Origin of the sequence: Amycolatopsis echigonensis, from assembly GCF_002846615.1 — a bacterium.
GTDB lineage: Bacteria > Actinomycetota > Actinomycetes > Mycobacteriales > Pseudonocardiaceae > Amycolatopsis > Amycolatopsis echigonensis.
This window is the reverse complement of the sequence record NZ_PJMY01000003.1, coordinates 1,722,800-1,745,071: the sequence shown is the minus strand read 5'-3', so window position 1 is coordinate 1,745,071 and position 22,272 is coordinate 1,722,800. Positions and strand designations below refer to the sequence as shown.

The window sequence follows — 22,272 nt, the reverse complement described above, 5'->3', positions numbered from 1 at the left end:
TCAAGATTCACTGAATTTAAATTCACTGAGAGGGGCGGGAACATGACGGTGCTGGTGGCGGGAGCGGGGCCGACCGGGCTCACGGCGGCGATCGAGCTGGCGCGGCGCGGGATCGGCGTGCGGGTGGTGGACAAGGCGGAGCAGTACTTCGTCGGCTCGCGCGGGGACGGGCTGCAGCCGCGGACGCTGGAGGTTTTCGAGGACCTCGGCGTGCTGGACGCGGTGCTCGCCGCGGGTGCGCCGCCGCATCCGATGCGGGTGTACCTCGACGGGGAGTTCACGATGGAGCGGCGGATAGCCGAGCCCGTCGAGCCGACGCCGGCGGTGCCGTATCCGAGCGCGTGGTTCCTCGGCCAGTCGCAGACCGAGGGGATCCTCCGGGACCGGCTGGCCGAGTTCGGCGTGCGGGTGGAGTTGAACACCGCGCTGACTGGGTTTACCCAGGACGAGGAGGGTGTCACCGCGGAGCTGTCGACCGGGGAGACCGTGCGCGCGGAGTACCTGGTCGGTGCCGATGGCGGCAAGAGCTTCGTGCGCAAGGCGCTGGGGATCGCGTTCGAGGGGACCACTGACGAGTCGATCCGGATGCTGCTCGGCGACGTCTCGGCGGAAGGTCTCGACCATGAGTCGGCGTACTGGTTCGCGAAGGCGGACGAGCCGATGTCCGGCGTCGCGTTCACGCCGCTCGCGGGTACGCCGTACTTCCAGTTCGCCTCCCCGCTCGGCGACGGCGACGCGGGGACCTCGCTGAGCGCGTTGCAGGAGCATCTGGACGCGGTGTCCGGCGGCGGGATCCGGCTGCTCGACCTGGCCTGGTCCACCGTATGGCGGCCGAATATCCGGCTGGCCGGGGCATTCCGGACGGGGCGGGTGTTCCTCGCCGGGGACGCCGCGCACGTACATCCGCCGACCGGCGGGCAGGGGCTGAACACCGGCGTGCAGGACGCGTACAACCTCGCCTGGAAGCTCGCCGACGGATCACCTGAGCTGCTGGACAGCTACGAGGCGGAACGGCGCGCGGTCGCGGCGCGCGTGCTCGGGGTGAGTACCGCGTTGCTGGAGAAGTACAAGGAGGGTGCCGAGGACGCGCACGAACGCGGTCCGGAAACGCAGCAGCTCGACCTGACTTACCGGGGCGGACCGCTGTCGCCGGCCGGGACGGGGGCGTTGCGGCCGGGAGATCGGGCGCCGGACGCGCCGCTCGTCGACGCGAATGGCAAGAGCGTGCGGCTGTTCGAGTTGTTCCAAGGTCCACATGCGACAGAACTGGTCTTCGGCGACGGCCCGCTCGGGACGGAGCACCCGGCGTATCGGATCCTGCCGCAAGGGGCGACGGGGGAGTTCGTCGACGCGGGCGGGCACGCGTACGCGGCGTATGAGGGTGCGCCGGGAAAGCGCGTGCTGGTGCGGCCGGACGGGTACGTGTGGTCGGTCAACTGACCGCGTGCTCGGCTTTCTCGATGCGGTGCCACACGCCGGGCCACGTGTCCCGCGCCCGGGAGCGCTTCGCCAGTTCGTGTTCGACGATCCGGCCGGCGACGAAACCGACCTCGGCGTCCGCGTCGGCCAGCACGCCGCGCACCTTCTCCGCGGCGAAGACCGCGTCCTGGTGATCGCCTAGGACGGTCTGGAATTTGCGGGTCGCCTTGATCAGTTCGGACAGCTTCTCGGCCTGCTTCTTCTTCGCCGCCGACCGGGCCAATTCGGCCGTGTAGCGAAGTTTCTTGCCGTGGATGCGCAATGCGTGCAGGTCGTCGTCCGGCGGATTCGGCGGCAGGGCGGCGACCGCGCGGGCGAGTTTCCGATACGGCTTCCGCACGTCGGCGGCCAAGCCGGGCTTCTCCGACGGCGTCTCGTCGATCTCGTGCTCGGCGGTGCGGGACAGCTGGGCGATGCTCTGCAGCAACGTCGCGTACCGCGGGCTCGACAGGGCCCGGTTCAGCCGACGGCGGGCGGTAGTGCGCTCGGAGACGAAGCGGGACACCAGCCGTCGTCCAGCGGCCTGGTCGCGGACGTCGAAACCGGCGATCACCTCGCGCAGGTGGCCGATCAGCACGTCGTAGTCGCGGACCTCGCCGAGGACCTGGCCCAGCCAGCCGAGATCGGCCCGGACCGGTTCCGCGGTGGGCCCGACCAGCGCGCTGGAGGATTTCAGCACGCTCCGCATCCGCCGTTGCGCGACGCGCATCTGGTGCAGGTCTTCCGGATCGGCCCCGGCCCGGGTGCCTGGTTCGCGGGCGAGCAGTTCGCGCAGTTCGTGGTCGAGTTTGGCGCGGACGTGCACGGCCGCCGGGGCCTCGGGGCCCGCCTTCACCGGTTCGGCGGGGAGCCCGAGAGCGGCCGGCGTCGTCGGGTCCGGAGCACGGCGGCGGCTGGTCGCGGGGGAAGTCACCTGGTTAATGGTAGGTGAACGACGAGCGGCGCGGGCAGGTCGGAAACCACGAGAGGGTGCGCTCCCGTCACCGGGAAGCGCACCCTCTCGACAGGTGGCTCAGTTGGCGTGCAGTGCCTCGTTCAGCTGGATGCCGACGCCGCCGCGCGGCACGACCTCGACCGCGCCGGTCGCCGAGTTGCGCCGGAAGACCGCGCCGGAGATGCCGGAAAGCTCGCGGGCCTTGACCGTCTTGCCGTCGACCTCGACCTTGGTGCCCGCGGTGATGTAGAGCCCGGCCTCGATCACCGAGTCGTCGCCGAGGGAGATGCCCGCGCCGCCGTTCGCGCCGATCAGGCAGCGTTCGCCGATCGAGATCACCTCGGTGCCGCCGCCGGACAGCGTGCCCATGATCGACGCGCCGCCGCCGACGTCGCTGCCGTCGCCGACCAGCACACCGGCCGAGATGCGGCCCTCGACCATCGACGCGCCGAGCGTGCCGGCGTTGAAGTTCACGAAGCCCTCGTGCATCACCGTGGTGCCGGACGCGAGGTGCGCGCCGAGCCGCACGCGATCGGCGTCGGCGATGCGGACGCCGGTCGGCAGCACGTAGTCGACCATCCGCGGGAACTTGTCCACGCCGTAGACGGTGACCGCGCCGCGCGACCGCAGCCGCAGCCGGGTCTGCTCGAAGCCCTCGACCGGGCACGGGCCGTGGCTCGTCCACACGACGTTGGCCAGCAGGCCGAAGATCCCGTCGAGGCTCTGCCCGTGCGGCCGGACCAGCCGGTGCGACAGCAGGTGCAGGCGCAGGTAGACGTCGTGGGCGTCGGCGGGCGCGGTGGCAAGGCTGCCGATCGTCACGCGCACCGCGACGACCTCGACACCGCGGTCGGTGTCCGGGCCGAGCAGCGCGGCCGCGGACTCGCCGAGCAGTTCGGCGGTCTGCTCCGCGGTCAGCCGCTCGGCGCCGCTGGTGCCTGCGTCCACCAGCTTGGGGTGCGGGTACCAGGTGTCCAGCACGGTCCCGTCGGAGGTGACGGTGGCCAGCCCGACGCCGACGGCGCCGGTCGTTTCGGGGTCAGGGGTCTGCTCGCTCACGCCGGTCACGGTAGCCGAAGCGGGCCGGATCACCCCGTGGTGGCCAGCTGGTCCACCTTTTGCTTGACCTCGGTCAGCGCGCCCGAGATGGAGACGAGCGCCTGCGTGCAGGCCCCGCCCGGGGCCGGCACGGTGGTGCAGCCCGCCTGGCGGAACGCACCGACCGCCTGGTCGATCGCGGTCGCGTCGGCATCCAGCGGCTGGTTGACCGTCTTGCCCGCTTTCGCCAGCCGGTGCACCGAACCCGCGGTGTTGCCGACCTCGGTGACGTATTTCTCACAGCCCTTGGGCAGCTGCGTCTGCGGGGCGGTGAAGCAGGCGTCGGCCGATAGTGCGTCGAGCTTGGTCGGCAGGGCGTCTGGACCCGGATCGCCGGCGCCGGGGCGGGCCTTGGGCCCGGCCTCGTTGCTGCAGCCGGTGAGGACGAGGGCGAGGACGCCGAGAGCGACCAGGGAGCTTCGCGTGCGCACGTCCTCACGGTAGCCCCCGCGCTGGCTGGGTACGGTGCCGGTATGACCTCTCTTGACCTGCGCGCCGATCCGGCCGAGCTGACCGCTGCCCTGGTTGATGTGTTCAGCGTCTCGGGGGAGGAGGGCAAGCTGGCGGACGCGGTGCAGGCGGCGCTGGTCGAGCAGGCTCCGCATCTCGAGGTCGTGCGCAATGGCGACGCGGTGCTGGCGCGGACGAATCTGGGTCGCGCGTCGCGGGTGATTCTCGCCGGGCATTTGGACACGGTTCCGGAGAATTCCAATTTGCCGTCTCGGCGTACTGGGGCTGGGGACGACGAGGTGTTGCACGGGCTCGGATCCGTGGACATGAAGGGCGGGGATGCGGTGTTTCTGCATCTGGCCGCTACTTTGCCGGAGCCTCGGCACGATGTGACGTTTGTGTTTTACGACAATGAAGAGGTCGAGGCGGTCCGGAATGGGCTGGGCCGGATCGAGCGGGAGCTGCCGGAGTGGCTGGCGGGAGACCTCGCGATTGTCGGGGAGCCGTCCAATGGCGTGATCGAAGCTGGGTGCCAGGGGACTCTGCGGGTCGAGGTGCGGACTGAAGGGGCGCGGGCGCATACGGCTCGGGCTTGGATGGGGTCCAACGCGATTCACGCGCTGGCGGAGCCGTTGCAGCGGTTGGCTTCTTATTCGCCGCGGGTGGTGGAGATTGACGGGCTGACCTATCGGGAGGGGCTGCAGGCTACTTCGATTTCCGGTGGGGTGGCTGGGAATGTGGTCCCGGATTCCGCGGTGTTGACGGTGAATCATCGGTTCGCGCCGGATCGCGGGACGGAGCAGGCCGAGGCGCATGTGCGCGAGGTGTTTGCTGGGTTTGACGTGACTTTGGTGGATATGTCGCCGGGGGCGTTGCCGGGGTTGTCCGCGCCCGCGGCGGCGGAATTGGTGGCCGCGGCTGGGGGTCGGGCGGCGGCCAAGCTGGGGTGGACGGATGTGGCCCGGTTCGCTGCGTTGGGGATGCCTGCGGTGAATTTCGGGCCGGGGGATCCAACTTTGGCGCATACGCGGCAGGAGAATGTGCGGGTGGGGGAGATTCGGGGGGTGGCGGAGGTTTTGAGGAAGTTTCTTGGGTGAGGGTGATCGTTCCGGTCTGCTCGTCGCGGGCGGCTCGTCGCCTGGCGGCGACATTGCAGGTGGGTGGGTGCGTGGGGGCACCCCGAAGCCGAGTGTGCTGACGGTTCGGGGGTGCTTGTCAAGGCGGGAAAGATGCCTTGACAAGCACCCCCGAACCGCAGGGGGTGAGGTTCCGACTTGTATGTGGCTACCGGTTGGACAGGTTGGATGATCACTGGCCGTAGTCTGCCGGAGGTGTCGGGTTGGGCTCGCTCGTGAGGTTCCTGCCGCCCGGATGGGTTGGCTCGCCGGGGGTGTGTGGCCTGGCTCGGCACCGGCTGCGGTCTGACTCAACAGAGGTGTGAGCGTCACAGGCTGAAAGTCGGAATGTCGACCGCGGCTTCCCGTATCTCGCATGGAGGAGCGCGGTTGATGGTCGTCATCGGGGTTGATCCGCATAAGTCCAGCCACACGGCGTCGGCGTTGGATCCGCAGACCCACCGTCCACTGGAGACGGTTCGGATCGACGCGGCGTTACCGGAGTACCGCCGGTTGCTGGCGTGGGCGAAGCAGTTCTCCGAGCGCCGGTGGGCGGTGGAGAACGCGCGAGGGCTCGGGCGGCACCTGGCGCAATGGTTGATCGCACGTGGCGAGACAGTGGTGGACGTGCCGCCGACGGCCACCGCCAGGGTCCGGGAGCTTTCCCGAGGCGGGCGCCGCAAAAACGATGCTCTGGATGCCGCGGCAGCGGCCAGCGTGGCCGCCCTGCAAGGCGATGCCCTGCCGGTGACTGCCGAGGGCGCCTCGACAGTGCTGGGGCTGTTGGACGAGCGTCGCCTCAACCTGACCCAGCAGCGCACGCGCACGGTCAACCAGTTACACGCCCTGCTGCGTGACTTGCTTCCCGGCGGCGTGCCCACCGACCTCACCGCCGACCAGGCCGCCGCCGCTCTGACCCGAAGCCGACCGCAATCGTCAGTTGAACGAGCCCGCAAGGACCTCGCCCGGGAGCTGATCACCGACATCCGCGCGCTGGATCGCCGGCTGAAAGCGAACAAACAACGCATGGAAGAGGCGATCAAGGACTCCAATAGCCGCCTGACCGACATCGCCGGCGTGGGGCCGGTCGTGGCAGCCCGGCTGCTGGGACGCACCAGCCTGGCATCTCGATTCCCGACAGCCGCAGCTTTCGCGGTCTACACCGGTGTCGCACCCATCGAGATCGCCAGCGCCGACAAGGCCCGGCACCGACTCTCACGCCAGGGCGATCGCCAACTGAACAACGCCCTGCACACCATCGCCCTCACACAGGTGCGCATGCACGGCAGCCGGGGACGCCTCTACTACGACCGCAAGATCGCCGAAGGCAAGACCCACAACGAAGCCATGCGCTGCCTCAAACGCCGACTCGCCGACCACGTCTGGCGCACCATGATCGGCGACGAACAACGCCACGCTCCGTCAACACCACCACCACTTCACGCAGCCGCTTGACAAACACAGAGGAACCCCCGGTGTGCCGGACACTCTGATCCTTGGCTTTGGCCTGGGGAAGGATGTGTTTGTGTCTGGTTCGTCGAAGTATCCGCAGGAGTTCCGGCGGGAAGCGGTCGCGTTGGCGCGGTCGGCGTCGCGTCCGTTGGCGCAGGTGGCTCGTGAGCTGGGGGTGAATCACGAGACGTTGCGGACGTGGGTGCGGGCGGCCGATCGTGCCGAAAGCGCGGCCGCGTCGGGCGGGGACGCGGCGGAGCGGGAGCTGCGGGCGTTGCGCAAGCGGGTGGCGGAGCTGGAGAAGGAAAAGGAGATCCTGCGCAAAGCGGCCGCCTATTTCGCGCAGGAGATGGATCGTTGACCCGCAGCTACCGGTTCATCTCCGACCATCGCGGCGCCTATGGCGTCGCCCGGCTGTGCCGTGTCCTCGGGGTGCGCCGCCCGGGGTTCTACGAATGGCTCGCCGCCGCCCCCGCGAGGAAGGAACGGGCCGCGGCCGAGGACCGGCTGGCCGGGGAGATCGCCGGGATCCACACCGCCCACCGCGGTGCTTACGGCAGTCCGCGGGTCACTGCGGAACTGCGCCGCCGCGGCGCGACGGTCAACCACAAGAAGGTCGAGCGGGTCATGCGCGAACGGCGGATCGCCGGGAACACCCGCCGCAAACCCCGGTCGTTGACCCGGCCGGACAAGGCCGCGGCCGCACCGGACCTGATCGGCCGCGACTTCACCGCCGACGCCCCCGGGCAGCGGCTGGCCGGGGACATCACCTACCTGCCCACCGAGCAAGGCTGGCTCTATCTCGCGACCGTGCTCGACCTGCACACCCGCGAAATCGTCGGCCACGCCCTCGCCCCGCATATGCGCGCCGGCCTCGTCTGCGACGCCATCACGCTCGCCGCCCGCCGCGGGTTGATCAATACGGGCGCGGTGTTCCATTCCGACAGTGAGACTGTTTCTGCCGGTGTTGCCCCGGGTTTCCCGGCCCGCGAGAGGGACGGACGCGGGAGGATGCTGGTGCCGGGCGCTCCGAGAGCTTCCTGACCCTCACTCCGATCGACGAAGTGTTGTCTTTCCTCGGATCTGTCGGTTGCTCTGGGAGCGCCCGGCGAGGCGCTACGCCTCGCCGTCGGGGTGACCTAAGGAGAGCCTGCGCCACCAGGCGCTCATCACTGTCTTGTCCGCCGGTTCGGTCGATGCGCGGCGCCGCCCTGCCCATCGAGCGGATCGGAGAGGACGACATGACCAGCATTGCGCATGCTGCGCGAACGGGCCAGACCCGGGAGTCGGCAGCATCCGGGAAGACCGTGTACGCCGGCGTGGACACGCACAAGGAGCTGCACGTGGCGGCGGTCGTCGACGACGGCGGGACAGTACTGGGCACGCACAGTTTCTCCACCACCCGCGCTGGCTATCGGGCTCTGACGGCCTGGATCGGCGAACACGGCCGGCTGGCCCGCATCGGCGTCGAAGGGACCGGCTCCTACGGCGCCGGGCTGACCCGGCACCTGGCGAAGGCCGGTGCGACCGTTCTCGAGGTCGACCGGCCGGACCGCTCCGATCGCCGCCGCAGGGGCAAGGACGACGACCTGGACGCGATCAGCGCCGCCCGGGCGGTGCTGCACAACCGGCGGACCGCGATCCCGAAGTCCAAGGACGGGGCCGTCGAGGCGCTGCGGGTCCTGCGGACGGCACGAGCCCAAGCGGTCCGCGAGCGGCGAAACGCCTTGCAACTGCTGCGAATGACGATCGTCTCAGCACCGGACGAGGTGCGTGACCAGATCCGCAACCTCACCCGCATGCAGCTGATCCGGGTGGTCGCCGCCTGGCGTCCGGACGTGTCGAACGCCGCCGACCCGATCGGCGCCTACCGGGTCGCGCTCAAGTCGATGGCACGTCGCTACCTCGAACTGACCGACGAGATCGCCGACCTCGACGACCTGATCAACCCGCTGGTCGAGGCACTCGCGCCGCAGCTGCTCGCGCGGCTTGGCATCGGCGTCGAGATCGCCGGACAGCTGCTCGTCACCGCTGGCGACAACCCCGACAGGATGACGTCGGAGGCAGGGTTCGCGATGCTCTGCGGCGTCGCGCCGCTGCCCGCGTCATCCGGGACGACCCAGCGCCACCGGCTCAACCGCGGCGGGGACAGGCAAGCCAACCGCGCCCTGCACCTGGCTGTCGTCAGCCGCATCCGCCTGGACCCGAGAACCCAGGCCTACCTCGCGCGCAAGACCGCCGAAGGCCACTCGAAGCTCGAGATCATCCGTTGTCTGAAGCGCTATCTCGCCCGCGAGGTCTACTACCTCCTCAACCCCGGCCAACAACGGATCGCCCGCCGCCCCTACCGCCGCCACACGGCCACCTGACCCCAAACTCTGCCGGCTCCTCCGTCGCCGCCGCAACCGCCGGAGCGCAGGCGCGGTCACGATGGAGCACCCCACCGGATGAACGACCTTGACCGCGCCGAGCACCGGCACACCATCACAGGCGAAGGAGCCAGCCACCCCACGGTTGACAAACAGGAGAGCATCCGAGGCACCCAATACGCCTCCACGGAATTCCGCGCCACCCTGACCGCGCTCGGCATCCGTCCCTCCATGGGCAGGACCGGATCCTGCTACGACAACGCCGCCGCCGAATCCTTCTTCGCCACCCTCAAAACCGAGATCGGCACCCGGTCCTGGACCACCCGCAGCCACACACGCGAGGCCGTTTTCGCCTACCTCGCCTACTACAACCACCACCGGCTGCACTCCACCCTCGGCTACCGCACACCCCGCGAAACCCGCACCAACTACCCTCACCACCACGCCCACGCAGCATGAAACCCAGTGTCCGGCACACCGGGGGTTCCTCTGTGTTTGTCAAGCGGCTGCGTGAAGTGGTGGTGGTGTTGACGGAGCGTGGCGTTGTTCGTCGCCGATCATGGTGCGCCAGACGTGGTCGGCGAGTCGGCGTTTGAGGCAGCGCATGGCTTCGTTGTGGGTCTTGCCTTCGGCGATCTTGCGGTCGTAGTAGAGGCGTCCCCGGCTGCCGTGCATGCGCACCTGTGTGAGGGCGATGGTGTGCAGGGCGTTGTTCAGTTGGCGATCGCCCTGGCGTGAGAGTCGGTGCCGGGCCTTGTCGGCGCTGGCGATCTCGATGGGTGCGACACCGGTGTAGACCGCGAAAGCTGCGGCTGTCGGGAATCGAGATGCCAGGCTGGTGCGTCCCAGCAGCCGGGCTGCCACGACCGGCCCCACGCCGGCGATGTCGGTCAGGCGGCTATTGGAGTCCTTGATCGCCTCTTCCATGCGTTGTTTGTTCGCTTTCAGCCGGCGATCCAGCGCGCGGATGTCGGTGATCAGCTCCCGGGCGAGGTCCTTGCGGGCTCGTTCAACTGACGATTGCGGTCGGCTTCGGGTCAGAGCGGCGGCGGCCTGGTCGGCGGTGAGGTCGGTGGGCACGCCGCCGGGAAGCAAGTCACGCAGCAGGGCGTGTAACTGGTTGACCGTGCGCGTGCGCTGCTGGGTCAGGTTGAGGCGACGCTCGTCCAACAGCCCCAGCACTGTCGAGGCGCCCTCGGCAGTCACCGGCAGGGCATCGCCTTGCAGGGCGGCCACGCTGGCCGCTGCCGCGGCATCCAGAGCATCGTTTTTGCGGCGCCCGCCTCGGGAAAGCTCCCGGACCCTGGCGGTGGCCGTCGGCGGCACGTCCACCACTGTCTCGCCACGTGCGATCAACCATTGCGCCAGGTGCCGCCCGAGCCCTCGCGCGTTCTCCACCGCCCACCGGCGCTCGGAGAACTGCTTCGCCCACGCCAGCAACCGGCGGTACTCCGGTAACGCCGCGTCGATCCGAACCGTCTCCAGTGGACGGTGGGTCTGCGGATCCAACGCCGACGCCGTGTGGCTGGACTTATGCGGATCAACCCCGATGACGACCATCAACCGCGCTCCTCCATGCGAGATACGGGAAGCCGCGGTCGACATTCCGACTTTCAGCCTGTGACGCTCACACCTCTGTTGAGTCAGACCGCAGCCGGTGCCGAGCCAGGCCACACACCCCCGGCGAGCCAACCCATCCGGGCGGCAGGAACCTCACGAGCGAGCCCAACCCGACACCTCCGGCAGACTACGGCCAGTGATCATCCAACCTGTCCAACCGGTAGCCACATACAAGTCGGAACCTCAGGGGCTTCGTATCGGGGTGCGGGGGTGGTGTGGGTGCCTCGATTGTTGGGTGTGGTTGTGCGGTTTGGCGTGGGTGCCTCGGTTGTTGGGTGTGCGGGTTGCGGTGGGGGTGTGAGGGTGCGCCTGCCCTCACGGAAGTTGGGCTGAGGCCGGGGCGGCGTTTGCGCAGCACCCCGGCCCGCAGCGGTTTAGCGGCCTTGCAGCGACTTCACGTTGTCGCCGAAGGTCCAGCCTTGTGAGCCGTCCCAGTTGATTGACCAGTCCATCAGGCCTTTGATGCCGGGGACGCTTTGGTAGGCCTGCGAGACCAGGCCGGGGTCCAGGTATCCGCCGCCTGCTCCTGATTGCGCGGGGAGGCCGGGGACTTGCTTGTCCAGCGGGACGCGGATGGTCGTGCCTTGTACCGTCAGACCCTTGTCCAGGCACTGCGTCTGTACGGTGAAGCCTTGGACGGTCCCGGCTTCGTAGCTGTCGCCGGAGCAGCCGTACATGGAACCGTTGTAGTACTGCATGTTCAGCCACCACAGTTGGCCGTTGTCGACGTACTTCTTGATGATCGGCAGGTATGCGCCCCAGATCGAGCCGTAGGTGACCGAACCGCCGGTGACGTACGCGGTTTCTGGGGCCATGGTCAGGCCGAAGCCGGGCGGCATCTGGGAAAGTACGCCGTCGATGATGCGTTCCAGGTTCGCTTGTGAGGCGGACAATGAATTGATATCGCCGCTGCTCGACAGGCCGGTCTCGATGTCGATGTCGATTCCGTCGAAGTTGTACTTCTTCAAGATCGGCACGATGGTGCTGACGAACTTGTCGGCGACCGAGCTGGAGGACAGGTCGATCCCCGCCGCTGCGCCGCCGATCGACATCAGGATGGTGGCTCCGGCATCCTTGGCCGCGCACATCTCAGCGGGCGTCGAGACCTTCACCGTGGAATCCATGCCGTCTTCCCACAGCACGGTGCCGTCGGACTGGATCACCGGGAACGCGGTGTTGACGACGTTGTAGCCGTGCGCGGCCATGCTGGGGTCGTTGATCGGCACCCAGCCCATGCCGGGGTGCACGCCGTTCGAGGCACCGTCCCAGTTTTCCCAGTAGCCCTGTAGCACCGGGCCGGACGGTCTCGGCTTCACCGCGCAGGTGTCCGACTGCGGAGCGGCGGCCGCCGAAGCGGGGGCGATTCCCGCGAGCGGCAGGGCGAGCAGGGCCGCGACGGCGGTCCCGAACCAGCGCGATTTCCGTCCGTTCATCACGGCTCCCGTCCCCGATAACGGTGTTGCCGCAACGGTAAGCGGCGGGAGGGGCACTGCCTACCTCCGAACGTATGGTCTAGACAAATTCAGGCCTCTGGTCTGGACAAGCGCGAACGCGGACCAGCCGGGCACGAGGCACCGTGCCCGGCTGGTCCAGCTGAATCTAGGGAGCGGTTACTGCGTCAGCAGGCCCCGTTGTCGGTCCAAACGGCCCAGGAACCGGGCGCACCCGGCTCAGCGCCGACGGAATACCACGTCGAGGTCCACTTGTGGTTGTGATACGAGACCACGTCGCCCGGACCGTAGAACGAGTTCGCGTCCCACGCCGCGATGCCGCCGCACCCCGGCGGGTTGCCGCTGCCCACGGTGAGCGTGAAGTCCGAGGTGTGCGTGGCGTTAGCGCCGGTCGCGGTGATCGTGACCTTGCTGGTGCCCTTCGGCGTGCTCGCCGAAGTGGCGATGGTCAGGGTCGCGCTGCCGCCGGACTGCACGGTCGCCGGGTTGAACGTCGCGGTCGCGCCCGAGGGCAGGCCGCTCGCGGTCAGCTTCACCGACTGCGCGTTGCCGTTGGTGATCTTGGTGGTCACCGTCGACGTGGTCGACTGTCCAGGCTGGACAGTCGCGGTCGAGGGCGACAGGCTGACCGAGAAGTCGTTGCCCGCGGGCGGGTTGCCGGTGCAGGTGGCCTCACCGGAGACCGCGCCGACGGAAACCGCGTCCCACGCCGCCTTGGTGGCGTTGAACTCGGTGCAGCTGCCCGGGAACAGGTCGACCGCCGCCTGCAGGGTGGCCTTGCGGGCCGCCTTGTGGTTCCAGGACGAGGTCTTGTGCAGCAGGCCGTTGTAGAAGATCTTGCCCGCCTTCTGGATGCCGATGCCGGTGACGCCGCTGTTGTTGCAGGTCGGGCTGGCCGGCTGGCCGTCAGTCGGCGCGGTGCCCTCGGACAGCAGATAGAACCAGTGGTTCTGCGGCCCGGCCGCCGCGTGCACCTCGGTGCTCGGGATCGACGACGAGTAGCAGTTCGGGTCGCCCTCGCGGCTCGGGTCGTACATGTAGCGGATCGGGCCGTTGCCGACCAGGTTCACGCCCTCGCCGACGGTGAAGTCCGGGGTGTCGACCGGGTTGTTCGCGTAGAACTCGGTCAGCGCGCCGAAAATGTCGCCGGTGGACTCGTTGAGCCCGCCGTTCTCGTTGCCCGAACCCGCGCCGCCCGGCGTGTTCTGGAAGATGCCGTGGCCGAACTCGTGGCCGGCCACGTCCATCGACGTCGCCTGGCGCTGGTTGTCCTGCGAGTGCCCGAAGTGGGTGGACGAGCCGTCCCAGTAGGCGTTGACGTCGTTCAGGCCGACCGACGCCGGGAAACCGTTGCCGTTGCCGTCGATTCCGCTGCGGCCCAGCCAATCCTTGAGCATGTTCCATTCGGTCTGCACCGTGTAGAGCACGTCGACGCAGCCGGTTTCGAGGTCCGTGCCGGACCCGTTGCCCCAGTTGTTGCTGGACTTCGTGAACACCGAGCCGCCCTCGCGGCCGCAGCTGATGCCCGGCCGGTTCGGGTCGCGCATCGAGTACGAACTGCCGGAGCCGGTGGTGTCGATGCTGACCTGGCCGACGTAGTAGCTGTTGCCGTTGCCCGCCGCGTTCGGGGACGCGGTGTGCGAACCGGACTTCGCCGGGCTTTCGGCCTTCACGTCGTCGCGCTGGTCAAGGACCTTGCCGGTGGCGGCGTCGACGAAGACGTGCAGGTTGCTCGGCGCCTTCGCGGTACGGCCCTTGACGACGACCTCGTAGGCCAGTTTCGGCTGTGCGCCGCCGAGAACGACCAGATCGGGCTTGCTCACCGTGCTCACGGTCGGCAACTGGCCGTGGGCGACCGAAGCCGCGCGCGCCGCGTCGACAGCGGGTGTGGTGCCCACGGTGATGGCCGCGCTCTCGGCGGAATCGGTGCCCCGCACGCGGCCCGTTCCGTCGGCGACGATCACCGCGTCCCCGCCGACGACCCGGAGGCCGTCGTAGGTGCGCTCGTAGGAGTTGTAGTACAGCCCGGCGTCGCCCAGCGTGGTGCTGACGCGGTGCAGGCTTTCGGCCGAGCTCTTGCGGAGCCCGACCGCACCCGCGGCGGCGGCCCGGTCGGCGGCCGCGATCGCGGTCGCCCGCGGGTCTGCGGAGGAGTGGGCGGGGGCCGCGGATGCCGGGATCACCGGCAGCGCGAGCAGGGAAAGGGCGAGACCGGCGACACTGGCGATGCCGGTGGCGAGCCCTCTTCTGGACGTCATCGACAGTCCTTTCGGGGTACACGACGGGGAGAAGCGCAACGCGTTGAGCTGGGCTGATCAGGCCGCGGACACCGTGAGTAAAAAAGCGCTCACCGGGGCGGTCAATGCGCTGAACGGACCAGCGGGACCCCGGGCGCGATCGGGACTATTCCCGTCAGGTGGCCACGTAGCAGGGAAAACGCCATTTCCGGACGGTCCGGACGACTTTCGTAGGTAGTTGCCGACAACCGGCCGTTGGTAGCAGGACCGGAACCCGCTGGTGGTCCGCTTTCGCGCGTTCAGCCGCGGGCAACCGATCCGTCACGCTGTGGTGCCGACGCGGGCGCCCGCCGCGGCCGCTCGGCCCGTAGGCTTGGCTGGTGAGCGAACAGTCTGAATTTCCCGACGGCCAGTACCCCGAACGTCCGGTGGAGCGGCACAAGGGCCCGGTGGTGCTCCGGCGCGATCGGCGTGATCAGGGCAGCACCACCGATCAGCGGCTGCTCGATTCGCGCGGGCCGAGCGACTGGGTGCACACCGACCCGTGGCGCGTGCTGCGGATCCAGGCGGAGTTTGTCGAGGGGTTCGGCGCGCTGGCCGAGGTTCCGCGCGCGGTGACGGTGTTCGGTTCGGCGCGCACCAAACGCGACAACCCGGAGTACGAACTGGGCCGCAAGATCGGGGCCGCGCTCGCCGACGCCGGGTTCGCGGTGATGACCGGCGGCGGTCCGGGCGCGATGGAAGCGGTGAACCGCGGCGCGAACGAGGCGGGCGGGTTCTCCGTCGGGCTGGGCATCGAGCTGCCGTTCGAGCAGGGCCTGAACCCGTGGGTCGACCTGGGCGTGAACTTCCGCTATTTCTTCGCCCGCAAGACCATGTTCGTCAAGTACTCGCAGGCGTTCATCTGCCTTCCGGGCGGTTTCGGCACGCTCGACGAACTGTTCGAGGCGCTCACGCTGGTCCAGACCAAGAAGGTGACGAAGTTCCCGGTGGTGCTCTTCGGCACCGAATACTGGGGCGGGCTCTACGACTGGATCGCGAAGTCCGTGCTCGGCGGCGGAAAAATCGGTGAGAAGGACCTCGACCTGCTGTACCTTACCGACGACATCGACGACGCGGTGCGCGTCGTTCAGGAGTCTTATCAGGCTTGGGAGGACACGCACTGATGCGGATCTGTGTGTTCTGCGGTTCGGCGCGGGGATTCTCGCCGGAGTACGCCGAAGCGGCGGCCGGCGTCGGGAAACTGTTGGCGCAGCGGGGAATCGGCCTCGTCTACGGCGGTGCGAGCGTCGGCACCATGGGCGTGGTGGCCGACGCCGCGCTCGCCGCGGGCGGCGAAGTGATCGGCGTGATCCCGGAAGTGCTGTCGGACGTGGAAATCGCGCACGGCGGGCTCACCGAATTGCACGTGGTCGCCGACATGCACCAGCGCAAAGCGAAAATGGCCGAGTTGTCGGACGCGTTCGTCGCGTTGCCCGGCGGCGTCGGCACCCTCGAGGAATTGTTCGAGGTGTGGACCTGGGCGCAGCTCGGCATTCACGGCAAGCCGATCGGGCTGCTCGACGTGGCCGGGTACTACTCGCCGCTGGTGGCGTTCGCCGATCAGATGCTGGAGAAGGGTTTCCTGCGACCGGAGACGCGGGAGCTGATCACCGTCGCCTCCGACGCGGAAAAGCTGGTCGACCTCATGAGCCGCTCGGCCGGATAACGCGCCTACGACGCTTTTTCGTCCGGCCGTTTGTGGTAGGTGTCGACGTATTCCTGCCCGGACAGTTCGAGGATCGCGTACATGATCTCGTCGGTCACCGACCGGCGGATCGCCGAGGACGAGTCCTGGCCCTCGTACCGGGCGAAGTCCAGCGGTTCGCCGAACCGGACCTTGATCTTGGCAAGCCGCGGGATTTTCGCGCCGTTCGGCTGGATGCCCTCGGTGCCGAACAACGCGACCGGGACCACCTTCGCGCCGGTGGACAGCGCGAGCGCGGCGACGCCGGTGTGCCCGCGGTGCAGCCGTCCATCGAGCGAGCGGGTGCCTTCGGGGTAGATCGCGAACACACCGCCGTCGGTGAGCACCTTGCGGCCCGCTTCGAGCGCGGCGAGCCCGGCCTGCGCGTTGCCGCGTTCGACCGGGACGTAGCCGAGCGCGTCGAGCGATTTCGCGATGAACCGGCCCTTGATCCCCTTGCCGGTGAAGTACTCGGCCTTGCCGAGGAACCGGACCTGCCGCGGGGTAGTGAAGGTGATCACACCGGTGTCCAGCGCCGCCCGGTGGTTGGAGGCGAGCAGCACCGGGCCGTCCTCGGGGATGTTCTCGACCCCTTCGACCTGAGGCCGGTAGAGCGCGCGGACCAGCGGTCCGAGCACGAAACGGACGAGCAGCGGCAGCAAGGGTTCTCCCTCCGGAGGATCGGGCACCTGCTTCAGCATGGCACGATCGCCTCCATGAGCTGGTTTCACCGTCGCACCTGGCAGGAGCCGGGGTGGAGCGCCGCGGACATCGTCGCCGCCAAACGCGGCCGGACGGTGTCGGTCGTGCTGCCGGCGCTGGACGAGGAGGAAACGGTCGGCACCGTGGTCGCGTCGGTGCGCCCGCTGCTCGGCGGAGTCGTCGACGAGCTGGTGGTCGTCGACTCCGGCTCCACGGACGCGACGGTCGAGGTCGCCGCGGCCGCCGGGGCTCGGGTGGTGCGCCGCGAGGACGTCGTGCCGGAGCTGCCGCCGCGCCCCGGCAAGGGCGAGGTGCTGTGGCGCTCGCTCGCCGCGACGACCGGCGACGTGGTGGTGTTCCTCGACTCCGATCTGGTCGACCCGGACCCGTCGTTCGTGCCGTCGCTGCTCGGCCCCCTGCTCACCGAGGACGGCGTGCACCTGGTCAAGGGCTTCTACCGCCGCCCGCTGCGGCTGGAGAGCACCGGCGGCGGCCGGGTCACCGAGCTGCTCGCGCGCCCGGTGCTGTCCGCGCTGCGCCCGGCGCTGAGCGAACTGGTGCAGCCGCTGGGCGGCGAGTACGCGGGCACGCGCGAGTTCCTGGAGTCGGTGCCGTTCGCCGGCGGGTACGGGGTGGAGATCGGCCTGCTGCTGGACGCCGAGGAGCGCTATGGGCTGGACGGATTGGCGCAGGTCAACCTCGGCGTGCGCAAACACCGCAACCGGTCGCTGCTGCAACTCGGCGTGATGGCCCGGCAGATCCTCGGCACCGCGTTGGCCCGCTGCGGCATGCCGAGCGCGGAGGCGGCGCGGTTCACTCAGTTCGTCCAGGTGTCCGGGGAATGGGTGCCGGACGTGACGGAGGTGCCGGTGACGGACCGGCCGCCGATGCGGGAGGTCTTGGCTGCCCGGCAGCCGTAGTGTCCACATAGGACCGATCCGGCGGGAGCGGACCGGGACTTGCCTGCCACGGAGAACCCGAAGCAGGTCGCGTGGCTGGCCGAACTCGGCGAGCCGCGTTCTCTGTTCTTCGGAATCAGCGGAAGCTGCCCCGTGATCGTCCACATCGGACACGTGACTGGTCGGGATTCGAGGTGGCGGGGACGCCGGGCCAGCGCGGCACGGAGACGGTGACGAGCGTGACCGCGGCGTGCGCGGCAGCCACGGCGCGTGCGGACGCGGTGCCTGCCCGTGCTCGGAGCGGGTCCCGGTGGCGCGACTGTGCCCCAGCGGCCCGTGCGGCTGCTGATGGTCGCCTGGGTGGTCCCGTCCTTCCGACTTGCCGTGCTAGCGCGACGTTCCTGGCGACGGTGTGCCACGATCGTCGCGTGACGACCGCGCTGATCTACCTCGTAGTCATGCTGCTGGTGGCCGCCGTGGTGTTCCTCCTGGCCGCTGTGGTGTTCGGCCGGGGCGAGGAACTGGCGCCGCTGCCGCCGGGCAGCTCGCCCACCCGCCTGCCCGCCGAGGACATCACCGGCGAGGACGTCCGCCAGGTGCGCTTCCAGATCGTGTTCCGCGGCTACAAGATGTCCGAAGTGGACTGGGTGCTGCGCAGGACCGGCGTGGAACTGGACGAACTGCGCGAACGGGTCGCCCGGCTCGAGGCCGCGCTGCAGCCGCGCGAAGGGGCGCACCGGAGGCCGACAGGTGAGTGACCTGGTGCTGTCGGTCGACGTCGCGGCACCGGCTGGCACGACCTGGCTCGCGCTCACCGACTGGGCCCGCCAAGGCGAATGGATGCTCGGCACGTCGGTGCGGGTCATCGAGGGTAACGGCCGCAGCGTCGGCTCGAAGCTCGCGGCCTTCACCGGTTTCGGCGGCATTGGCTTCACCGACACCATGGAGATCACCACCTGGGAGCCGCCGCTGCGCTGCACGGTGCGCCACCTGGGCAGCCTGGTGCAGGGGACCGGGGTGTTCCAGGTGGTGGCCAAGGGCGCCGGGCAGTGCACCTTCGTGTGGGCCGAACACCTCAAGCTGCCGTTCGGCCTGCTCGGCCGCGCGGGCTGGCCCCTGGCGCGCCCGGCGTTCGCACTCGGAGTGCGACATTCGCTGCGCCAGTTCGCGAGGTTCGCGGAGAACTATTCAATAGGGGAACAATGACGAACCTGCTGGGCGAGGACGGCATCGCCCGCTGTAGCTGGGGCAACTCAGCCCCGGACTACGCGGTGTACCACGACGAGGAATGGGGCGTCCCGCTCCACGGCGAGGCGGAGCTGTACGAACGGCTGTGCCTCGAGTCGTTCCAGTCGGGCCTCTCGTGGATCACGATCCTGCGCAAACGCGAGAACTTCCGAAAAGCCTTCCGAGGCTTCGTACCGGAGAAGGTCGCACGCTTCGGCGAGAAGGACGTCGAACGCCTGATGCAAGACGCAGGCATCGTCCGCAACCGCGCGAAGATCGAGGCAGCGGTGAAGAACGCGCGCGCCGTGGCGGACCTGGACCTCCCACTGGACAAACTGCTGTGGTCCTTCGCCCCAACGAAGCACCGCCGCCCCCGCACCATGGCCGACGTGCCCGCGGTGACCGACGAGTCAAAGGCAATGGCGAAGGAACTGAAGAAGCGCGGCTTCGCCTTCCTGGGCCCCACCACCTGCTACGCCCTCATGCAAGCCACCGGCATGGTCGACGACCACGTAAAAGGCTGCTTCCGCGCATCTTGACAGGCCCTCCAGGGCCCACACCCCCCCAGCCGCAACCGATGCACCCAACCCCCGGTGCACCCACACCACCCCCGCACCCCGATACGAAGCCTCCCTGCGGTTGGCGGGTGCTTGTCAAGGCATCTTTCCCGCCTTGACAAGCACCCACCAACCGTCAGCACACTCCAGCTTCGGGGTGCCCCACGCAACCATCTTTCGCGGCGCAGCCGCTCATTTCTCGCAGCGCAACCGCTCATCTCTCACGGCGCAGCCGCACTCTTTCAACTGCGAACCAACTCACTTCCCCTGAAAATTCGGCCGACGCTTCCCCACAAAAGCCTCCACCGCCTCCGAATGATCCGCGGTAGCCCCCAACGCAGTCTGCGCCGCGTCCTCCGCTGCCAACGCCTCCTCCAGCGAAGACTCCGCCGCGACCGCCAGCACGCTCTTGATCTTCGCGTAAGCCACCGTCGGCCCAGCCGCGAGCTTCGCCGCCACCTTCTGCGCCCGAGCCGTGAGCTCCTCGTCCGGCACGACCTCCCCGACGAGCCCGATCCGAAGGGCCTCCGCCGAGTCCACCGTCCGCGCCATCAGCATCAGCTCCGCGGCCCGGCCGTAGCCGATCAGCCGCTGCAGGGTCCACGACGCGCCCGAGTCCGGTCCGAGGCCGACGTTCGCGAAGGCCATCAGGAACGACGACGATTCCGCGGCGATCCGCAGGTCGCTCGCGTAGGCGAAGGCCGCGCCCGCGCCGGCCGCGGTGCCGTTCACCGCCGCGATGACCGGCTTCGGCATCCCGGTGATCGCCTTGACGATCGGGTTGTAGTGGTCGCTCACCGTGTTCAGCGGGGCCGGGTCGTTCGCCTGCAGCAGGCCGACGTGCTCCTTGAGGTCCTGTCCGGCGCAGAACGCCTTGCCGGTGCCGGTGAGCACCACCGCGCGGACGTCCGGGTCCTCGGCGGCCGCGCGCAGCTCGGCGAGCAGGCGCTCCTTGAGCTCGACGGTCAGCGAGTTGTACGCCTCCGGCCGGTTCAGCCGCAGGGTGCGCACGCCGTCGGCGTCGGCGGTCAACAGGACGTCGGATGTGGTCACGAAATGCTCCTCTGAAGCGGCGGCTCGGGTTCTCGGGACTGAGTCTCGCACCCTCGGCGGGCGGCATACCAGCACCGATGCGGCGGCAAATGATCGGTCCGCGTTCGCGCCCGGGCGCTGATGAGGGACAATGGGGGACGAGACCCGGCTGGCATGGGAGTGCGCGACCCGGGCGCGCCGGTTGAGACGGAGGGAGCACGCTATGGCGGCCATGAAGCCCCGGACCGGAGATGGTCCCCTCGAAGTGACCAAGGAGGGGCGGGGCCTCGTTATGCGGGTGCCACTGGAGGGTGGCGGCCGGCTGGTCGTCGAGCTCTCGGCGGAGGAAGCGAAGGACCTCGGCGCCGCATTGCAGGAGGTCACTGGCTGACCTGCGCTCTCCCCGCTCTGTCCACTGTGCACCCCGGTCTCCTCTTGGAGGCCGGGGTCGGTTCGTCTGCGCCCTAAGGTTGCTCGCTGTGCGTAACTCGCTACCACCCGTTCCCACGAAGCTGCCCGAAATCGAGGTCGTCGCCGCGACGCGCCGCGGAGTCCCGCGAGCAGTGCTGGTCGCGCCGGCCGAAGCGGACGAAAGCGCAGCGTACGGGTCGAGCGGACGTACCGCCGAAGTGCGCGAAGTGCCCGAAGAGGGCGAAGGTCCGCGCTGGGTCGCCGGTATTGGCGAAGGCGCGCCGAAGGACTTTCGACGGACCGGTGCCGCGTTGGCGCGCGCGTTTCGCGACGCGGACGAGAACCGTCCGATCCGGACAGTCCAGGTCGTCCTGCCCGAGGACGCGACAGCGGAGCACGCGGCCGAGTTAGCGGTCGGACTGTCGTTGGGCGGGTACCGGTTCGTGGTCACCACGACAGAGCCGAAGCCACCAGTGCCCGCCGTACGTCTCGTCGTCGCGCACGAGCGCGCTGTGCCCGCGTACGCGGACGCCGTCGCGCGCGTACGCGTCCTCGCAGCGGCCGCTGCCTTTACGCGCGATCTCGCGAACGCGCCGTCGAACATCAAGAACCCGGCGTGGCTGGCGAACACCGCGGCGAAGGTGCTGGGCGGCACGGTCGACGTGACCGTGCGAGACGAGAAGTGGCTCGCCGACAAGGGGTTCGGCGGAATTCTGGCGGTCGGCGGCGGCTCGGCTTCGCCGCCGCGCTTGATCGAAATGACCTACCGCCCGCGCGGCGCGACCAAGCACCTGCTGTTCGTGGGCAAGGGGATCACCTTCGACACCGGCGGCATTTCGCTGAAACCGGCCGACGGCATGCATCTGATGCGCACCGACATGGCGGGCGGCGCGGCCGTGATCGCCGCGATGCGCGCGATCGGCGAGCTGAAGCTGCCGGTGCGCGTCACCGCGCTGGTGCCGGCGGCGGAGAACCACGTGTCGGGCGGCTCGTACCGGCCGGGCGACATCGTGCGGCACTACGGCGGCCAGACCACCGAGGTCGGCAACACCGACGCCGAGGGCCGGATGGTGATGGCCGACGCGTTCGCCTACGGAATCGCGCAGTTCAAGCCGGACCTGCTCGTCGACGCGGCCACGCTGACCGGTGCGATGAAGGTGTCGCTCGGCCTGCGCACCGGCGGCGTCTTCGCGACCGACGACGACCTCGCCGCGCGGGTGATCGAGGCGGGCGCCCGCGCCGGAGAGGCGTGGTGGCGGATGCCGCTGGTCGAGGACTACGCGACCGGCATCGAGGGCGAACTCGGCGACGTCCGGCAGGCTCCCGGTGGTCCGGGCGCGATCATGGCGGCGCTGTTCCTGCGGGAGTTCACCGCGGGGTTGCCGTGGGCGCACCTGGACATCGCGGGCCCGGCGCGCGCGGACAAGACGTACGACGACGTGGTGCCCGGCGCGTCCGGGTTCGCGGCGCGGACGCTGGTGGAGTTCGCGGCTTCCTACGAGGGCTGATCAGG

23 protein-coding genes are annotated in these 22,272 nt (G+C 69.2%); 15 read left to right on the top strand and 8 right to left on the bottom strand.

Annotated features, from left to right (window positions below; all coding sequences use genetic code 11):
• Nucleotides 1–42: 42 nt before the first annotated feature.
• Nucleotides 43–1,440 carry an FAD-dependent monooxygenase gene (locus tag ATK30_RS12725; protein WP_101435783.1) on the top strand — a complete coding sequence of 466 codons (1,398 nt, stop codon included), beginning with the start codon at nt 43–45 and terminating at the stop codon, nt 1,438–1,440.
• On the opposite strand, the gene ATK30_RS12720 is transcribed toward ATK30_RS12725, so the two are convergent.
• The 3 genes from ATK30_RS12720 to ATK30_RS12710 form a co-directional block, all read right to left on the bottom strand.
• Complete coding sequence (locus ATK30_RS12720; RefSeq protein WP_101435782.1) at nt 1,433–2,392, bottom strand: CHAD domain-containing protein; 960 nt, start codon at nt 2,390–2,392, stop codon at nt 1,433–1,435. The genes ATK30_RS12725 and ATK30_RS12720 overlap by 8 nt on opposite strands.
• 99 nt (nt 2,393–2,491) lie before the next feature.
• Entirely contained in the window at nt 2,492–3,472 is a 981-nt protein-coding gene (gene dapD / locus ATK30_RS12715) for a 2,3,4,5-tetrahydropyridine-2,6-dicarboxylate N-succinyltransferase (protein ID WP_101440789.1), read from the bottom strand.
• A 29-nt stretch (nt 3,473–3,501) separates the two neighbouring features.
• Complete coding sequence (locus tag ATK30_RS12710; protein WP_101435781.1) at nt 3,502–3,942, bottom strand: hypothetical protein; 441 nt, start codon at nt 3,940–3,942, stop codon at nt 3,502–3,504.
• A 42-nt stretch (nt 3,943–3,984) separates the two neighbouring features.
• Here ATK30_RS12710 and dapE point away from each other — a divergent pair, with 42 nt between their 5' ends.
• The 6 genes from dapE to ATK30_RS12680 all read left to right on the top strand — a co-directional run bounded on the left by dapE (nt 3,985) and on the right by ATK30_RS12680 (nt 9,356).
• Complete coding sequence (dapE, locus tag ATK30_RS12705) at nt 3,985–5,058, top strand: succinyl-diaminopimelate desuccinylase (protein WP_101435780.1); 1,074 nt, start codon at nt 3,985–3,987, stop codon at nt 5,056–5,058.
• A gap of 411 nt (nt 5,059–5,469) precedes the next feature.
• Nucleotides 5,470–6,531, top strand: a complete 1,062-nt coding sequence (locus ATK30_RS12700) for an IS110 family RNA-guided transposase (RefSeq protein ID WP_101435776.1) — start codon at nt 5,470–5,472, stop codon at nt 6,529–6,531.
• A 70-nt stretch (nt 6,532–6,601) separates the two neighbouring features.
• Nucleotides 6,602–6,889, top strand: a complete 288-nt coding sequence (locus ATK30_RS12695) for a transposase (RefSeq protein WP_158242465.1) — start codon at nt 6,602–6,604, stop codon at nt 6,887–6,889.
• Nucleotides 6,886–7,572 carry an IS3 family transposase gene (locus ATK30_RS12690; RefSeq protein WP_158242464.1) on the top strand — a complete coding sequence of 229 codons (687 nt, stop codon included), beginning with the start codon at nt 6,886–6,888 and terminating at the stop codon, nt 7,570–7,572. Before ATK30_RS12695 ends, ATK30_RS12690 begins: the two co-directional genes overlap by 4 nt.
• 197 nt (nt 7,573–7,769) lie before the next feature.
• On the top strand, nt 7,770–8,897 hold the full coding sequence (locus ATK30_RS12685) for an IS110 family RNA-guided transposase (protein ID WP_244194597.1): 1,128 nt from the start codon (nt 7,770–7,772) through the stop codon (nt 8,895–8,897).
• A gap of 78 nt (nt 8,898–8,975) precedes the next feature.
• The gene (locus ATK30_RS12680) at nt 8,976–9,356 is read left to right on the top strand and encodes an integrase core domain-containing protein (protein WP_101435777.1); all 381 of its coding nucleotides are present in this window, start codon (nt 8,976–8,978) and stop codon (nt 9,354–9,356) included.
• 39 nt (nt 9,357–9,395) lie between these two features.
• Here the strand turns inward: ATK30_RS12680 and ATK30_RS12675 are convergent, their stop codons facing one another.
• The 3 genes from ATK30_RS12675 to ATK30_RS12665 all read right to left on the bottom strand — a co-directional run bounded on the left by ATK30_RS12675 (nt 9,396) and on the right by ATK30_RS12665 (nt 14,226).
• Nucleotides 9,396–10,457 carry an IS110 family RNA-guided transposase gene (locus ATK30_RS12675; protein WP_101435776.1) on the bottom strand — a complete coding sequence of 354 codons (1,062 nt, stop codon included), beginning with the start codon at nt 10,455–10,457 and terminating at the stop codon, nt 9,396–9,398.
• A 434-nt stretch (nt 10,458–10,891) separates the two neighbouring features.
• Nucleotides 10,892–11,950, bottom strand: coding sequence for a chitinase (locus tag ATK30_RS12670; protein ID WP_167442161.1), 1,059 nt, complete (start codon nt 11,948–11,950; stop codon nt 10,892–10,894).
• A gap of 185 nt (nt 11,951–12,135) precedes the next feature.
• Nucleotides 12,136–14,226 (bottom strand): M4 family metallopeptidase, encoded by a 2,091-nt coding sequence (locus ATK30_RS12665; RefSeq protein ID WP_101435775.1) that lies wholly within the window; start codon nt 14,224–14,226, stop codon nt 12,136–12,138.
• 359 nt (nt 14,227–14,585) lie between these two features.
• On the opposite strand from ATK30_RS12665, the gene ATK30_RS12660 reads away from it, so the two are divergent.
• A complete protein-coding gene (locus ATK30_RS12660) occupies nt 14,586–15,371 on the top strand; it encodes an LOG family protein (protein WP_101435774.1) in 786 nt (261 codons plus the stop codon).
• Entirely contained in the window at nt 15,371–15,913 is a 543-nt protein-coding gene (locus tag ATK30_RS12655; protein ID WP_183126073.1) for an LOG family protein, read from the top strand. Before ATK30_RS12660 ends, ATK30_RS12655 begins: the two co-directional genes overlap by 1 nt.
• 5 nt (nt 15,914–15,918) lie before the next feature.
• Here the strand turns inward: ATK30_RS12655 and ATK30_RS12650 are convergent, their stop codons facing one another.
• Complete coding sequence (locus ATK30_RS12650; RefSeq protein ID WP_101440785.1) at nt 15,919–16,593, bottom strand: lysophospholipid acyltransferase family protein; 675 nt, start codon at nt 16,591–16,593, stop codon at nt 15,919–15,921.
• A 54-nt stretch (nt 16,594–16,647) separates the two neighbouring features.
• Here ATK30_RS12650 and ATK30_RS12645 point away from each other — a divergent pair, with 54 nt between their 5' ends.
• From ATK30_RS12645 to ATK30_RS12630, 4 genes are all read left to right on the top strand, one after another.
• A complete protein-coding gene (locus ATK30_RS12645) occupies nt 16,648–17,553 on the top strand; it encodes a glucosyl-3-phosphoglycerate synthase (RefSeq protein WP_101435773.1) in 906 nt (301 codons plus the stop codon).
• A gap of 407 nt (nt 17,554–17,960) precedes the next feature.
• A complete protein-coding gene (locus ATK30_RS12640; protein WP_101435772.1) occupies nt 17,961–18,290 on the top strand; it encodes a DivIVA domain-containing protein in 330 nt (109 codons plus the stop codon).
• A complete protein-coding gene (locus ATK30_RS12635; RefSeq protein ID WP_101435771.1) occupies nt 18,283–18,738 on the top strand; it encodes an SRPBCC family protein in 456 nt (151 codons plus the stop codon). Before ATK30_RS12640 ends, ATK30_RS12635 begins: the two co-directional genes overlap by 8 nt.
• Nucleotides 18,735–19,298: a DNA-3-methyladenine glycosylase I gene (locus ATK30_RS12630; protein WP_101435770.1), complete on the top strand. Its 564-nt coding sequence runs from the start codon at nt 18,735–18,737 to the stop codon at nt 19,296–19,298. Before ATK30_RS12635 ends, ATK30_RS12630 begins: the two co-directional genes overlap by 4 nt.
• A 276-nt stretch (nt 19,299–19,574) precedes the next feature.
• On the opposite strand, the gene ATK30_RS12625 is transcribed toward ATK30_RS12630, so the two are convergent.
• Nucleotides 19,575–20,369: an enoyl-CoA hydratase-related protein gene (locus ATK30_RS12625; RefSeq protein WP_101435769.1), complete on the bottom strand. Its 795-nt coding sequence runs from the start codon at nt 20,367–20,369 to the stop codon at nt 19,575–19,577.
• Nucleotides 20,370–20,571: 202 nt separating this feature from the next.
• Between ATK30_RS12625 and ATK30_RS12620 the strand changes: the two genes are divergently transcribed.
• Both ATK30_RS12620 and ATK30_RS12615 read left to right on the top strand, forming a co-directional pair.
• Nucleotides 20,572–20,739, top strand: coding sequence for a DUF3117 domain-containing protein (locus ATK30_RS12620; protein WP_005155393.1), 168 nt, complete (start codon nt 20,572–20,574; stop codon nt 20,737–20,739).
• 88 nt (nt 20,740–20,827) lie between these two features.
• Nucleotides 20,828–22,267 carry a leucyl aminopeptidase family protein gene (locus ATK30_RS12615; protein WP_101435768.1) on the top strand — a complete coding sequence of 480 codons (1,440 nt, stop codon included), beginning with the start codon at nt 20,828–20,830 and terminating at the stop codon, nt 22,265–22,267.
• Nucleotides 22,268–22,272 lie beyond the last annotated feature (5 nt).

Bases quoted from the DNA above. Each gene is read 5' to 3' on its own strand.
- ATK30_RS12680 (WP_101435777.1), top strand. From the start codon at position 8,976: ATGAACGACCTTGACCGCGCCGAGCACCGGCACACCATCACAGGCGAA.
- ATK30_RS12620 (WP_005155393.1), top strand. From the start codon at position 20,572: ATGGCGGCCATGAAGCCCCGGACCGGAGATGGTCCCCTCGAAGTGACC.
- ATK30_RS12700 (WP_101435776.1), top strand. From the start codon at position 5,470: ATGGTCGTCATCGGGGTTGATCCGCATAAGTCCAGCCACACGGCGTCG.
- ATK30_RS12630 (WP_101435770.1), top strand. From the start codon at position 18,735: ATGACGAACCTGCTGGGCGAGGACGGCATCGCCCGCTGTAGCTGGGGC.
- ATK30_RS12685 (WP_244194597.1), top strand. From the start codon at position 7,770: ATGACCAGCATTGCGCATGCTGCGCGAACGGGCCAGACCCGGGAGTCG.
- ATK30_RS12725 (WP_101435783.1), top strand. From the start codon at position 43: ATGACGGTGCTGGTGGCGGGAGCGGGGCCGACCGGGCTCACGGCGGCG.
- dapE (WP_101435780.1), top strand. From the start codon at position 3,985: ATGACCTCTCTTGACCTGCGCGCCGATCCGGCCGAGCTGACCGCTGCC.
- ATK30_RS12655 (WP_183126073.1), top strand. From the start codon at position 15,371: ATGCGGATCTGTGTGTTCTGCGGTTCGGCGCGGGGATTCTCGCCGGAG.
- ATK30_RS12645 (WP_101435773.1), top strand. From the start codon at position 16,648: ATGAGCTGGTTTCACCGTCGCACCTGGCAGGAGCCGGGGTGGAGCGCC.
- ATK30_RS12670 (WP_167442161.1), bottom strand. From the start codon at position 11,950: ATGAACGGACGGAAATCGCGCTGGTTCGGGACCGCCGTCGCGGCCCTG.
- ATK30_RS12675 (WP_101435776.1), bottom strand. From the start codon at position 10,457: ATGGTCGTCATCGGGGTTGATCCGCATAAGTCCAGCCACACGGCGTCG.
- ATK30_RS12665 (WP_101435775.1), bottom strand. From the start codon at position 14,226: ATGACGTCCAGAAGAGGGCTCGCCACCGGCATCGCCAGTGTCGCCGGT.